The 13,730-nt window shown below is 36.4% G+C and carries 12 protein-coding genes; 2 read left to right on the top strand and 10 right to left on the bottom strand.

The window, feature by feature from the left end:
- Positions 1-5: 5 nt before the first annotated feature.
- The 8 genes from E2R68_RS10345 to E2R68_RS10310 all read right to left on the bottom strand — a co-directional run bounded on the left by E2R68_RS10345 (position 6) and on the right by E2R68_RS10310 (position 8,455).
- A complete protein-coding gene (locus tag E2R68_RS10345; RefSeq protein ID WP_134277613.1) occupies positions 6-2,129 on the bottom strand; it encodes a RelA/SpoT family protein in 2,124 nt (707 codons plus the stop codon).
- A 92-nt stretch (positions 2,130-2,221) separates the two neighbouring features.
- Positions 2,222-3,070, bottom strand: a complete 849-nt coding sequence (gene nfo / locus E2R68_RS10340) for a deoxyribonuclease IV (RefSeq protein WP_134277612.1) — start codon at positions 3,068-3,070, stop codon at positions 2,222-2,224.
- Positions 3,071-3,269: 199 nt separating this feature from the next.
- Entirely contained in the window at positions 3,270-3,767 is a 498-nt protein-coding gene (locus E2R68_RS10335) for a DUF4124 domain-containing protein (RefSeq protein ID WP_166738845.1), read from the bottom strand.
- A gap of 186 nt (positions 3,768-3,953) precedes the next feature.
- Positions 3,954-5,057: an anhydro-N-acetylmuramic acid kinase gene (locus E2R68_RS10330; protein WP_347876588.1), complete on the bottom strand. Its 1,104-nt coding sequence runs from the start codon at positions 5,055-5,057 to the stop codon at positions 3,954-3,956.
- Between the two features lie 22 nt (positions 5,058-5,079).
- On the bottom strand, positions 5,080-6,447 hold the full coding sequence (hemN, locus tag E2R68_RS10325) for an oxygen-independent coproporphyrinogen III oxidase (protein ID WP_134277609.1): 1,368 nt from the start codon (positions 6,445-6,447) through the stop codon (positions 5,080-5,082).
- Positions 6,448-6,574: 127 nt separating this feature from the next.
- Entirely contained in the window at positions 6,575-7,048 is a 474-nt protein-coding gene (locus E2R68_RS10320; protein WP_243834651.1) for a DUF2489 domain-containing protein, read from the bottom strand.
- A 19-nt stretch (positions 7,049-7,067) separates the two neighbouring features.
- Complete coding sequence (gene yihI / locus E2R68_RS10315; protein WP_134277607.1) at positions 7,068-7,655, bottom strand: Der GTPase-activating protein YihI; 588 nt, start codon at positions 7,653-7,655, stop codon at positions 7,068-7,070.
- Between the two features lie 197 nt (positions 7,656-7,852).
- Positions 7,853-8,455: a c-type cytochrome gene (locus E2R68_RS10310; protein WP_134277606.1), complete on the bottom strand. Its 603-nt coding sequence runs from the start codon at positions 8,453-8,455 to the stop codon at positions 7,853-7,855.
- A gap of 128 nt (positions 8,456-8,583) precedes the next feature.
- Here E2R68_RS10310 and yihA point away from each other — a divergent pair, with 128 nt between their 5' ends.
- Positions 8,584-9,264 (top strand): ribosome biogenesis GTP-binding protein YihA/YsxC, encoded by a 681-nt coding sequence (gene yihA / locus E2R68_RS10305; protein WP_208380203.1) that lies wholly within the window; start codon positions 8,584-8,586, stop codon positions 9,262-9,264.
- Between the two features lie 202 nt (positions 9,265-9,466).
- On the top strand, positions 9,467-11,518 hold the full coding sequence (gene prlC / locus E2R68_RS10300) for an oligopeptidase A (protein WP_134277605.1): 2,052 nt from the start codon (positions 9,467-9,469) through the stop codon (positions 11,516-11,518).
- 144 nt (positions 11,519-11,662) lie between these two features.
- Here prlC and cobO read toward each other — a convergent pair whose 3' ends face one another.
- Together cobO and nhaA are read right to left on the bottom strand one after the other, a co-directional pair.
- Positions 11,663-12,271 (bottom strand): cob(I)yrinic acid a,c-diamide adenosyltransferase, encoded by a 609-nt coding sequence (gene cobO / locus E2R68_RS10295; protein ID WP_134277604.1) that lies wholly within the window; start codon positions 12,269-12,271, stop codon positions 11,663-11,665.
- A gap of 70 nt (positions 12,272-12,341) precedes the next feature.
- Positions 12,342-13,637 (bottom strand): Na+/H+ antiporter NhaA, encoded by a 1,296-nt coding sequence (nhaA, locus tag E2R68_RS10290; protein WP_134277603.1) that lies wholly within the window; start codon positions 13,635-13,637, stop codon positions 12,342-12,344.
- Positions 13,638-13,730: the final 93 nt, after the last annotated feature.

Here is a 13,730-nt window from a genome sequence, read left to right as displayed (position 1 = left end):
AATATTTATTTCTTATTGCTACGCTTAACACTTTTAATGCCTGGTAATTTCTTAATTTGACGCATAATTCGCGACAAGTGTACTCTATTAATCACTGTTAACGTGACATTAATTGAATACAGTTGATTGCTCACTTCTGTTGTCCGCAAGTCCAGTACATTAGCATTACTCTTAGCAATAATATTAAACATTTTTGCTAGTCCGGCTTTATGGTTTACCATTTGAATATTCAGATCACTTGAGTACTCATACTGATTCATAAAGTTCATGTCCCATTCGACAGCAATATACTTATCAAGTTCACTTTCAAAGCCAACAACATTGTGACAATTTTTCACATGAACAACTAAACCCTTACCTGAACTTGTATGAGCAACAATTGGATCACCTGGTAATGGCTTACAACAGTTTGCATAGGAGATCATAATATCCTCTGCACCTTTGATAGCACTCTGTCGTATTTTTTGCTTATGCTGTGATTCTGTTAACTCATCGGCATTACCGCGTAAACGTCGTGCAATAACAATACTTAATAATTTACCGTTGCCAATTTCGTTTAACAGTTGATTAAAGTTTTCGAAGTGATGATCACCAACAACTTTATCAATATTTTCTTGTGCAATATCCGTTAAGTTAGTTGAATTTAAGGCCTGTTTTAATAAGCGTCTACCCAATGGAACTGTTGTTGATTCTGGTAGTTGTTTAAGATAGTTACGAATACTGTTTCTTGCTCTATGTGTTGCTGCAAAATTTAACCATTCAGGACTTGGATTTTGTTTTTTACCGGTAATAATTTCAATGGTTTGCCCACTTTCTAACTTTTGGCTTAATAACGAATATTCGTTATCTACTTTCGCACCAATACAACAGTGGCCAATTTTTGTATGTAATGCATAAGCAAAATCAACTGGCGTTGCAAAAGCAGGTAGTACGATAATTTTTCCCTGAGGGGTTAAGACATGAATATCGTTTTTACCTAACTCTTGTTTAATGTTCTCTAATAAAACAATTGAGTTTGTATTGCTATCTTCTTGCTCGGTTAAACCTTGGAACCAGTTACGAGTTTGTAACTGTGCGGCAATATTAGAGCTTTGTGCACTTTCTTTGTAACTCCAGTGGGCTGCAATACCGTATTTTGCGACTGCATCCATATCTTCTGTACGGATCTGGATTTCAATATTAACCCCCTGATGGGTGATTAACGTGGTATGTAAAGATTGATAACTATTACTTTTAGGTAAAGCAATATAATCTTCAAAATACTCTATTTTAGGCTGGTAAAGATGATGCATTTGCCCTAATACGCGATAACAGGTATCGAGATCTTTTACGATAATTCGAAATGCATACACATCCATTACATCGTGAAATTGACAGCCTTTTTTACGCATTTTTCTATACAAGCTATATAAATGTTTTTCGCGTCCAAGAACTTGCGCTTCAATAGACATTGAGTCTAATTTTGTAGATATCTCATCACAGATACTTTGTATAAAATCTTTTCTATTTCCTCTCGCTTTGGTAATTGCATCTTTAAGTACATGATAACGAGCAGAATTTCTTGCTTTAAATGACAATTCTTCCAGTTCATTTTTTAAATGATGTAAACCAAGCTGGTTGGCAATGGGAGTAAATATTTCAAAGGTTTCTTGTGCAATACGTTGACGTTTATCTAAACGCAATGAGTCTAACGTACGCATGTTATGCACTCTGTCGGCTAATTTAATTAGCATTACGCGAAAGTCTTTTGACATCGCAATTAACATTTTTCGAATGTTTTCTGCCTGTGCTTGTTCGCGATTTTCAAAATTAAACTTATCGAGCTTGGTTACACCTTCTACCAGTTGTGCAACACTCGGAGTAAATGCATCGGATAATTCTTGATGTGTGGTATCTGTGTCTTCTAAAACATCATGCATTAAAGCAGCTGAAATGGCTTCATAATCTAATTTCATGTCTGCAAGGATTTCAGCAACTGCCACGGGATGCGTTATATAAGGCTCGCCACTCGCTCTTTTCACACCATCATGTGCCGCGTATGCATAATGATATGCGCGTTCTACAAAAGCACATTGCTCTTCTGTCATATAAGTATGGATGGATGCTTTGAGAGTTTTAAAAATTGACATTGTTTCCCTTATTTTTAGTCTTACATCAATAGCATAATGGCTGTTTAATGACTTTCAAAGTATTTAATGCTTATTAAATGATAAATACTTTCTTAATTTGTGCTCGACCAATGATTTAATTGCTCTATTTCTGCTGGCCATAGTGTTTCATCGGTTGTTTCTAGTATTAATGGGATATTATCAAAGCGTTTATCTTTCATTATATATTCAAAGCATGGCCAACCTATTTCACCGCCTCCTAATGGAGCATGACGATCCACTCTGCTTGCAAAGGGAACTTTACTATCATTAATATGCATTGCTCGTAAATATTCAAATCCTACAATATTTGAAAAGGCTTTGAATGTAGTTTCTGTCGCATTTTTACCTCGCAGGTCATATCCCGAAGTAAAAGTGTGGCAAGTGTCAATACAAACACCTACACGCTTTTTATCATCAACTTGTTCGATAATATTGGCGAGATGCTCAAAACGGTAACCTAAATTAGTACCTTGTCCTGCAGTGTTTTCAATAATGGCAGAAACGGAGCTTGTTTGCTGTAAGGCTAAGTTGATTGATTCGGCAATTCTTTTTAAACAGTCTTGCTCAGATATCTTTTTGAGGTGGCTTCCGGGATGAAAGTTTAATAATGATAAGCCTAGTTGTTCACAGCGCTGCATTTCGTCCAAGAAAGCCATTCGTGATTTGATTAATGCTTCTTTTTCAGGATGCCCTAAATTAATGAGGTATGAATCGTGCGGTAAAATGTTTTTCTCTGAAATATTGTAGCGTAAACAAGCGGCTTTAAATTTTCGAATCGTATTTTCATCGAGCGCTTTAGCTTCCCAACGACGTTGATTTTTAGTGAATAGGGCAAATGCGTTTGCTCCAATATCATGTGCATTTTTAGGCGCATTAAAAACGCCCCCTGCAGCACTAACGTGGGCACCAATATATTTCATTAATGATTACTCTAAATTAAATTGAAGGGGGTACAGGTTACATTAATTAATGATACTGTTAAGAGTTAAATTGTTAATTATAAATGAAGATATTAGGGGATTAAACTCTATAAATTGACTGCTGTTTATCTAATTGTTTTTTTAAATTTAAAACCGCCTATTTGCTTATTAAGGCGGTTATTGCTTTTAGTAAAAGTATTTATTCAGGTCGCTCTGCTATTTCATTGTTATTAATAAATTCAACCATTGGTTTGCCACCTTCACTTTTAATATCATCGATTTGTTCGCTTGCTGTGGTGTTATTTGTTGTTGTACCTGCGGCTTGATTTTTTTGAATATAACGTTCTGAAGCACTATTTTCTTTACTGTCTATTTTTTTACTATGAGTAACTTCTTGATGCACTTCAACGGGTTGGCTTTCGTTAGCGTCTGAATCATCAATTTGTTGAGTGCTTGTTTGCTCTTCCTGATTAACTTCAGTTGCTGGGGCTTCACTTTCATCTTGCTGAGCCATTGAGCTTGCTTGTTGTGGTTGTGTCGCTGGTTTTTGCTCATTAACAATAACATTTTCTGCATGTCGATCAGCTGGTTTTTCCTGTGCAAAATGAGTGACACCCTTGTCATCTTTCCAGGTATAAATTTCAGCAGCTGTTGAAAAAGGGACTAAAAATAATAATAAATTGAAAAAATACGGCATATCCATCGCTCAGTAAATTAATTGAGCAGAAAGCATAAATAAAAACTTATTTATTAACAAGATAATAGACTTTGCAGAGATATAATTTTGTGAAAAGTGTGAGGGATAAAAGCTGCTGATTAATTTAGCGTGTAAAAAATTATTTCCGTGGTGATCTTTGTTAAAAATAGTGTGTATATATATTGGTTAGGGCAAATAAATACAACCTAAGATTGCATCCCTATCGGCTCCTGTAACTGCTTTTAATGAGATTGTTTTTTGTAATAGGCGTTGCTCAGCTAACCAAGCAAATGCAACGGCTTCAACATACATTGGGTCAATAGCGAGAGCGTTTGTTGTCTGTACTTTATGGGAAGGAAGTAATGCTGTAATGCGTTGCATTAATAATGGATTTAAAGCGCCACCTCCACAAACATAGACTTCACCATTATTACTGTGTTGTTTTATTTGATCGCAAATGGTGACGGCACTGAACTCTAATAAAGTACGCTGAATATCACCAATACTTAATTGAGAGCCAATTAGTTGATCTTGTAACCAAGCTAAATTAAATTTTTCTCTTCCTGTGCTTTTAGGTGCAGAGAGTGTGAAATAGGGATCGCTTAAAAGTGTTGTTAATAGTACGTTATTGATATTTCCTGTTAATGCAAATTCAGCATTCATATCAAAACTTTTTTGGTAATGTAAGTTGATCCAAGCATCCATTAACATATTACCAGGGCCCGTGTCATAACCTAAAGCGCTGTCCATTCCATTGAGGATGCTGATATTTGCAATACCACCAATATTTAGTATTACACGTTTTGTTCCTTCTTTTGCAAATAAAGCTTGATGAAAAGCTGGAACCAAGGGCGCTCCTTGACCACCATAAGCCATATCCATTCTTCTAAAGTCCGATACGCAAGGAATTTGGGTTTTAGCGGCAATTAAGCTGCCATCACCAATTTGTTGAGTAAATGCATATTCGCTATCAGGGGAATGGAAAATAGTCTGTCCATGGCTGCCAATTGCACAAACTTCATGGCTATCTATATTTTCATTCTTTAATAGTGTGGTAATTGCTTGAGCACAAGCGAGTGCAAATTGGTGATCGACTTCACCTAAAGTTTGCAGAGTAACTTGTTTGTCATTACAAATAGTTAATAGCTGTGTGCGTAATTGTGCAGGTAGTTCGACTGCTAAACCAGAAACTTGAGTAAACCGTGAGTTATTTCCCGTGCGTTGACATAACGCAACATCAATTGCATCCAAACTCGTACCTGACATTAACCCTATATAATAGGTTGCTATTGGTGACGAGTTTAAAGTTGGACTAGATAACACGGGAAAACTGCTGTTGACGAGCTTTGTTGCGTAGATACACATCAAAACACATACAAATATTACGGATCAGTAGATGTCCAGTAGATGATACTTGGATATATTGTCCATCAATACTTACTAACTGGTCGTTAATAAATGTTTGTAATAAAGCAATATCTTCAGCAAAGTATTGATCAAAATCTAATGAAAAAGTTTGTTCAATTTCGTGCTTATCTAGTTTGAAATTACAAATGAGTTGTTTGATGACTTCTCGACGAATGAGATCATCTTCATTTAATGCAACGCCACGCCATTGTGCATGACCTAAATCTTCAACCTGTTGATAATAATCACTTAACTTTTTCTGATTTTGCGAATAACAATGGCCTATTTGACTGATAGCAGAAACCCCCATCCCTAATAAATCAGCATCTTCTTGAGTGGTATACCCTTGGAAGTTACGGTGTAAAACACCTTTTTGCTGTGCCAGTGCTAGTTCATCATCTGGTTTTGCAAAATGATCCATACCAATGAATTGATACCCTGATTTGGTTAAAAACTCGATGGTATATTGCAACATTGCTAATTTCTCAGCAGGTTTAGGCATATCGCCTTCATTAATTTTGCGTTGTGCAGCAAATAAGCTTGGCATATGCGCATAATTAAAAATAGATAAACGAGCGGGATCTAACGCTAAGACCTTTTCTAAAGTAAAAGCAAAACTATCTTTTGTTTGTAATGGCAAGCCATAAATCATATCGAGATTAGTTGATTGAAAACCTTGCTCTTTAGCTCGTTGTAAAAGCTGCTTAATAAAGTCTTCATCTTGTTCTCTATTAACTGCTTTTTGAACCTCTTTGTTAAAATCTTGAACGCCTAAACTCAAACGATTAAAACCTTCTTTCGCCAGATGGTCGATAGTGGTTAATTCAATTTCCCGCGGGTCAACTTCAATACTTAATTCAGCTTGGTCAGAAAAATTAAAGTTAGTTCGTAATAAGGTCATTAAACGTGTTATTTGAGGAGGCAATAAAAAGGTTGGTGTGCCTCCGCCCCAATGCAATTGGCTAACGGTTCTATCTTTAAAGTGAATGGCTTGGTTAACGATTTCTTTTTCTAAATAATCTAGGTATTTGTCTGCTTTTTCTTGGTGACGAGTGATCACTTTATTGCAACCACAGAAATAGCAAAGCTTATGACAAAATGGGATGTGGATATAAAGAGATAAAGGACGAGTCGGATAAGTCTCTGTTGCAGTAATAAGATCCGTATGTTCGAAGCTCTCATCAAACTCTAAGGCGGTAGGGTAAGAAGTATAGCGGGGGCCACTGTAATTATATTTTTCAATTAAAGCCTGATCCCAAACCAACTGTTGCATGCTGTCTCTCTTTATTTTTGTTATTTATACCCATCGTTATTAAATGAATCGACAGATATTATTTTAAGTCTGAATACCATAAGCATAACATTCAGCTTTATTATAATGCTTGCGCTAACTCAGACTATTAAAGCTTAAATTCAGCTAATAGAATGCTTTCTTCGATGATAGCGGCTTCCATTTCCGCTTCAAATATTTCCCGCTTCATATCCAGTAGTTTAATTTCCTTAACAGGGCGGGCTTTTCGCTCGTCATGTGTTGGCATATCTTTTACTTTTTCATACATTGCGTTTAAAGCAGGGTAGGTTGCAGGGATATCGATTGCTGTTTTTAACTGTAATGTTTCTAATAACACTGTTAAACGAATAGCTGCTTCTGAAATATTACATTGCTTCTGCAAAGTTGCTTTTGCAATAAAACGAATACTTTCTGCAATATTATTATTTCTATCTTGTATTTTTTGTTGCTTTTCCTGCTCTTGAGCTTGTTCAATTAGCAATGTTTTTGCTTTTTGTTTCTTGATTTTATTAATCAATATGCCTGCATAAAAAGCAAGTCCAACTATTATTACAACCGCTATCGCGGCTAATACTATATCCATGTTCATATTCTGTTAAAACCTATCTGAATTCGTCTAGTGCTGAGCTTGCATCTTCAAATTGCTGTAATAAATCTTCTTCGCCTTCTTCATCAATCCAACCTAACTCTTGCATTAGTTCTTGATGACGTTCCATTTGTTGATTAACCCAAGCTTGATCTTCTTTCGATAAAGCTTGGTCAGTCTCTGCTTGCTCTAATAACTCGTTTAAACGCTCATCATTTTCAATTGCAGCGAGTTCTTTTTCTGGTGATATTTTTTGTACTGCAGGTTTTTGTACAAGTTGCTCTAGTGCTGCTGCACTTTTAAGTACTTTAACTTTTGGTTGTAGATTAACTTTAGGTTTTGCCACTTCTTGTGGTTTGTCATCAATAGTTAATGCGATTGGTTTTTTACTACCAAGGCGTTTATCATTTTTAGCCTGACGCTGATTTTGTTGTGCACTCTGTTTTGACTCAACGGCATTACGGTTACCCGCTTTATTACCTTTCAATTTATCTTTACGTTTTTTTTCACGAGCTTCTTTTGCTTGTGATGATGTTTCTTTTCTGCGACCGTCAAATTTAGGTTCTGAATTACCTGCGGTACGAGTTTTTTTAGAGCGAGACATGTTTAATTACCTTTTATGTCAGTCATGATGTGCAGCTTTTTAGCTTATTTTAGCATCATTAACGGCGGTGTTATTCACACCAAAATTGGGGTTGTTAGTGTTGCGCAGAATAACAGGTTTATAACACTTAAAAAAGCATATAAAAAAAGGCATACCATTACGGATATGCCTTTATTAGGTTAATTAATTTTTTAAAATTAATGTAACGCTGAAATGTACTTAGATAACAATTCGATATCTGCATCACTTAACTTGCCAGAAACATCTACCATCATGCCATTTGGATCATTATGACGTGCATTTGTACGAAATTTTTCAAGTTGTGCTTTTAAGTAAGCTGGATGTTGACCAGATAGTTTAGGGAAATGAGCTAACTCTAAACCATTACCACGAGGGCCATGACAAGCAGTACAACCAGGGATTGCGCGTTCTTTATCGCCGCCCATGTAAAACTTCTTACCCGCTTCTGCAATTTCAGGCGAAACCGTTTCAGGTGTCATTGTCTGTGCCGCGAAGTAAGCGGCAATATCTTTTATATCTTGATCCGAAAGACCGGCTACCATGCCTGCCATAATCGCATCTTCACGCGCACCACTTTTATACTCGTGTATTTGTTTCACAAGATAATAGTAATGTTGACCTGCTAATTTTGGATATAGATTTGATGGACTGTTACCGTCAGCGCCATGACAAGCTGCACATGTTGCTGATTTAGTTTTCCCTGCTTCCATATCACCTTGTGCCTGAGCTACGTTCATAAAACTCAATACGGCGATCACTGCTACTAATAATTTATTCATAACTATCCAATCTAATTCTTAAAGTTTGTTGTTTTAGGCGTGCTACAATATGTGCAAATAGAGCTTGTACAGTTTACACAAGTTTCAGAAAAGTAACAATTTTGCTACACAAACATATGAGGCATATCGTGGAATTTCCAAAAATACATTTTCAAAAAGCGCACTTTTTAATTAGTGCACCTGATATTCGCCATTTAGATAAACATTTACCAGTGGAAAGTGGTATCGAAGTTGCGTTCGCTGGTCGTTCAAATGCGGGTAAATCGAGTGCATTAAATCGTCTTACTCGTCAAAAAAGTTTAGCGAGAACAAGTAAAACACCTGGGCGTACTCAGCTTATTAATGTATTTGAAGTAGAAGAAGGTAAAAGACTGATCGATTTACCAGGATATGGTTTTGCAAAAGTACCGCTGGCGATGAAGTTAAAGTGGCAGAAATCCCTTGGAGAGTACTTACAGGAAAGGGAGTCGTTAAAAGGGTTAGTTGTTCTTATGGATATTCGCCATCCATTCAAAGACCTTGATCAACAATTAATTTTTTGGGCAATCGATGCCAACATTCCTGTTTTAGCCTTATTAACAAAAGCAGATAAATTAAAGCAAGGTGCTCGTAAAGCCACATTATTGAAAATGCGCGAAGAGGCTGAAAATTTTGAGGGTGACGTACAAGTAGAATTATTCTCTTCTTTAAAAGGATTAGGTGTGGATCTACTAGAGCGTAAAATTGCACAGTGGTATGGAGAGCATGATTTATCAGAGCAAAGTAGCTCAGATGAAGTTGAAGAAGAGATTGAATCAGAAACTCTTTAAGCTTGATTCTTCACAATAAGTAACAAAATATTAACATCGTCCTTAATTGATTAATGGCGGTGTTTTTTTTACTTCTTTATTTACTATGTTGAGCTATTTTAAGTGACTATATGAATTAGTCTGAATGTGATTGCTATAACACCTTGAATTTTGTTATGACTAACCGCATATTATTATTTCCTTCTAAGACAAGATGAATGCTATGACTATACAAAAAGACTCGATCTTAACAAAAACTGATGGCCTTCCTTTTTTCAGTGAACTGAAAATTGATGAAATTGAACCTACTGTCAAACAAACAATTGCTGATAATAAAGCATTAATCGAACAAAAATTAACTGAGCTAGATACCTATACTTGGGATAATTTTGTTGCTGTATTAGATGAAGCTGATGATCACCTCGGTAAACTTTGGTCACCTATCTCACATATGAATTCAGTAGTGAGTACTGATGAGTTACGTGTAGCACATGATGCTTGTTTACCATTGTTCTCTGAGTACGCGACTTTTGTTGGTCAACACCAAGGTTTATATGAAGCCTATTTAAGCATTAAAAATAGTGAAGAATTTGCGCAGCTAAAAGGCGAACAACAAAAGGTCATTGAAAATGCACTGCGTGACTTTGAACTGGCAGGTATTGCATTAAGTGATCAGAAAAAACAACGTTACGGCGAAATAAAGCAGCAGCTTTCACAGTTGCAATCAACATTTAGCAATAACGTAATGGATGCGACTTTAGCGTGGAGCAAATTAGTTACTGATATTGAAGTGTTGGCGGGATTACCAAAAACTGCCATTGCTGCAGCAAAACAAGCCGCAGAAGAGCAAGAGTTAGAGGGTTATTTATTCACGTTAGACTTCCCAAGTTATTTTGCAGTAATGACTTATGCAGATAATAGAGAATTACGTGAAGAGGTGTATACCGCTTTTGCAACACGAGCATCAGATCAAGGCCCTAATGCAAATGAGTTTGATAATAGCGATATTATTGAAGAACTTTTAGCATTGCGTCATGAACTTGCTCAATTATTAGGTTTTAATGACTTTGGTGAATATAGCTTAGCAACCAAAATGGCAGACAAACCAGCACAGGTCATTGACTTTTTAAGTGAACTTGCTGAAAAATCAATCCCACAAGCGCGTGAAGAACGAGATCAGGTTTTAGCATTTGCCCAACAAAAAGACGGTTTAGATAAATTATATTCATGGGATTTAGGTTATTACTCTGAATTATTAAAACAACAACGCTACCAAATTTCAGATGAGGAGTTGCGTCCATATTTCCCTGAGAATAAAGTTATTTCGGGCTTGTTTGACGTAGTACATCGTTTATTTGGTTTAAATATCAAAGAGTCAAAAGAAGTTGATATTTGGCATCAAGATGTACGTTTCTTTGAGATTTATAATCGCCAGAAAGAGCATATCGGTAGCTTCTACTTAGATTTATACGCTCGAGCTCATAAACGCGGCGGAGCGTGGATGAATGATTGTCGAGTTAGACGTCGTCAATTGGATGGTAGCTTACAACTTCCTGTTGCTTACTTAACTTGTAATTTTAATAAACCAGTTGGTAATCAAGCAGCATTATTTACACATAATGAAGTTGTGACGTTGTTCCATGAATTTGGCCATGGTATTCACCACATGCTAACTAAAATAGAGTCTGCAAATGTATCTGGCATTAATGGTGTTCCTTGGGATGCGGTTGAATTACCAAGTCAATTTTTAGAAAATTGGTGTTGGGAACCAGAAGCCTTAGCGCTAATTTCAGGTCATGTTGACACCGATGATATTCTGCCTGCTGATTTATTGAAAAAAATGCTAGAAGCTAAAAACTATAACAGTGCACTGCAAATGGTGCGTCAATTAGAGTTCTCATTATTTGATTTTATCTTGCATCATCAGTATCAAGTTGGTGAAAAAGCACAAGCAGGGCGAGTCTTAGCAGAAGTTAGAAAAAAAGTAGCGGTAATGGAAGTGCCTGAGTTTAATCGTTTTCAGAATAGTTTTAGCCATATTTTTGCTGGTGGTTATGCAGCTGGTTATTACAGTTATAAATGGGCGGAAGTATTATCTGCAGATGCATTTTCTAAATTTGAAGAAAATGGTATTTTTGATGCGGAAACAGGGCGTTCATTTTTAACTAACATTCTTGAAAAAGGTGGTAGTGAAGCACCAATGACCTTATTCAAAGCCTTTATGGGACGTGAACCATCAATTGATGCGTTATTACGTCATTCTGGCATTAAATAATCAGTCAATAATATTGAGAGTCATCGCTTAAATTACTGATATAAAAAATGGCTTGGAATTAATAATTTCAAGCCATTTTATTGATGGCTATTTTATAACGAAAAAGAGTCTCGTGTTACCAATTCTTTATTGTCATTGCTATAACTACCACTCAATTCCAGCTTGTGCTTTGACGCCATCTTTAAAGGCATGTTTTTCTGCTAAAATCATGCTGTAGGTATCCACCGCATCAATCAATTCTTGTTTTGGACCTCGACCTGTTAATACAACATTCATATTTTTAGGGCGATTTTTTAATGCATCGAGTGTTGGTTGGATCTCAAGATATTGGTACTTAAACATATAAGTGATTTCATCTAGAATAACTAAGTTATACTTTTCATCAGCCATTAATTCAGCTGCTTTTTGCCATGCTTTTTCTGCACTCTCAATGTCTTTTTGTCTGTTTTGGGTTTCCCAAGTAAACCCGTCACCCATAGTGAACCAATCTACATTATCATGACTAGTGAAAAACTTTTCTTCACCTGTAGACATAGCGCCCTTTAAAAACTGTACGACAGCAACTTTATGACCGTGCCCTAGTGAGCGAGCCAACATACCAAATGCCGAGCTGCTTTTGCCTTTGCCTGGTCCAGCCAAAAGAATGCTGACGCCACGCTCTTCACTTGCAGCTGCAATTTTTTGATCCTGCTTTTCTTTAACCGCTTTCATTTTCTTTAAATGCTTTTCTTCAGATATCTTATCAGTAGTCATTTTATTTCCTTATTGATAATAAAAAGCCTGCAGAAGCAGGCTTTTATAAAGACATTAATAATTTTATTTATTAATCTGCTTTGGGCGTTCTCATTAAGATAGTGTAACCAATAATACCTGAAATAACAGAGGCAATTAATACCGCAACTTTAGCGATGATTTGATGCTCAGGATTTTGGAAGGCTAAATCAGTAATAAATAATGACATGGTGAAACCCATACCTGCTAGGAAACCAGCACCAATTACATGTGACCAAGTTACGCCAGAAGGTAAAGAACCCCACTTCATGATTGTTAGTAGTTTAGTAAACAAGAAGATACCAAGCGGTTTACCAACGATTAGACCAGCAGCAATACCTAATACAACTGGGTTTGTTAATTGGTCAATCATACCACTATCAATAATTACACCTGCATTACCTAAGGCAAAAACTGGCACAATAAATAAAGTTGCAATAGGGTGCAGTGCATCTTCTTTTAACTGTAGTGGATTAGCTGCTTGAAAACTTAGTGACTTCATTTTCTTCAGTGCTTTAATGCTATCATGCGCTAATACATCTTGTTTTTGGAAGCGCTCGCCTTCTAGGCTTGCTAATAATTCTTTTGCTTGGTTAAGGTAGCTATCCATTGAAATTTCACGACGTGATGGGATAGTGAATGCAACAGCAACACCGGCAACAGTTGCGTGTACACCTGAAGCTAAGAAGCTTACCCATACAACACATAAACCAATAGTGTAATAGAAAGTGCGGTTACGTATACCAGCTCTGTTTGCGATTGCTAATATAGCAATACCTGCTAAACCGACCATTAATTCATTCATGAATATTTGTTCGGTGTAGAAGATTGCAATAACAATAACCGCCATCAAATCATCACCAATTGCTAGTGCTGATAAAAAGACTTTTAAAGTAACAGGAACACGGCTACCTACAATTGCTAGTACACCAAGTGCAAAAGCAATATCCGTTGCCATTGGGATACCCCAACCGTTTACTGTTTCTGTGCCTGCGTTGAAGAAGAAGTAAATACCTGCAGGGAATAAAACCCCACCAATTGCAGCAAAAAGAGGTAGTGCTGCTTTTTTTACGCTTGATAATTCGCCATCTAATAATTCACGTTTAATCTCTAAACCAATAAAGAAGAAGAAGATCGCCATTAAAAATTCATTAGCAATTTTATGTAAATTTACTTGATGAACTTTGTCGCTTAGCCCAGTTGAAACTTCCCATAACGTATCGTGCCATACATGATGGTAATTATCAGGGGATATATTTGCCCAAAGTAGGGCAATAACCGCTGAGATGACTAATAAAACACCACCTGTAATAGGGCTGTGCAGCCAGTGCATTTTGTGAGAACTCATTGTAACTCCATTTTAATTTAAATTTATTTTAGTTAGATCTTTCCATAATGTGATCTGACTGTTGTAATCTACAACGTTTTCGATAAATAATGA

This window comes from Psychromonas algarum (assembly GCF_004376845.1).
In the GTDB taxonomy this organism is placed as follows: domain Bacteria; phylum Pseudomonadota; class Gammaproteobacteria; order Enterobacterales; family Psychromonadaceae; genus Psychromonas.
The sequence above is the reverse complement of the archived record's forward strand: the minus strand, read 5'-3'. Positions and strand labels throughout refer to the sequence as shown.

Excerpts from the sequence above, each read along its gene's own strand:
- prlC (WP_134277605.1), top strand. The coding sequence starts at position 9,467 with ATGACTATACAAAAAGACTCGATCTTAACAAAAACTGATGGCCTTCCT.
- hemN (WP_134277609.1), bottom strand. The coding sequence starts at position 6,447 with ATGCAACAGTTGGTTTGGGATCAGGCTTTAATTGAAAAATATAATTAC.
- nhaA (WP_134277603.1), bottom strand. The coding sequence starts at position 13,637 with ATGAGTTCTCACAAAATGCACTGGCTGCACAGCCCTATTACAGGTGGT.
- yihI (WP_134277607.1), bottom strand. The coding sequence starts at position 7,655 with ATGTCTCGCTCTAAAAAAACTCGTACCGCAGGTAATTCAGAACCTAAA.
- E2R68_RS10320 (WP_243834651.1), bottom strand. The coding sequence starts at position 7,048 with ATGGATATAGTATTAGCCGCGATAGCGGTTGTAATAATAGTTGGACTT.
- E2R68_RS10345 (WP_134277613.1), bottom strand. The coding sequence starts at position 2,129 with ATGTCAATTTTTAAAACTCTCAAAGCATCCATCCATACTTATATGACA.
- E2R68_RS10335 (WP_166738845.1), bottom strand. The coding sequence starts at position 3,767 with ATGCCGTATTTTTTCAATTTATTATTATTTTTAGTCCCTTTTTCAACA.
- E2R68_RS10310 (WP_134277606.1), bottom strand. The coding sequence starts at position 8,455 with ATGAATAAATTATTAGTAGCAGTGATCGCCGTATTGAGTTTTATGAAC.
- nfo (WP_134277612.1), bottom strand. The coding sequence starts at position 3,070 with ATGAAATATATTGGTGCCCACGTTAGTGCTGCAGGGGGCGTTTTTAAT.
- cobO (WP_134277604.1), bottom strand. The coding sequence starts at position 12,271 with ATGACTACTGATAAGATATCTGAAGAAAAGCATTTAAAGAAAATGAAA.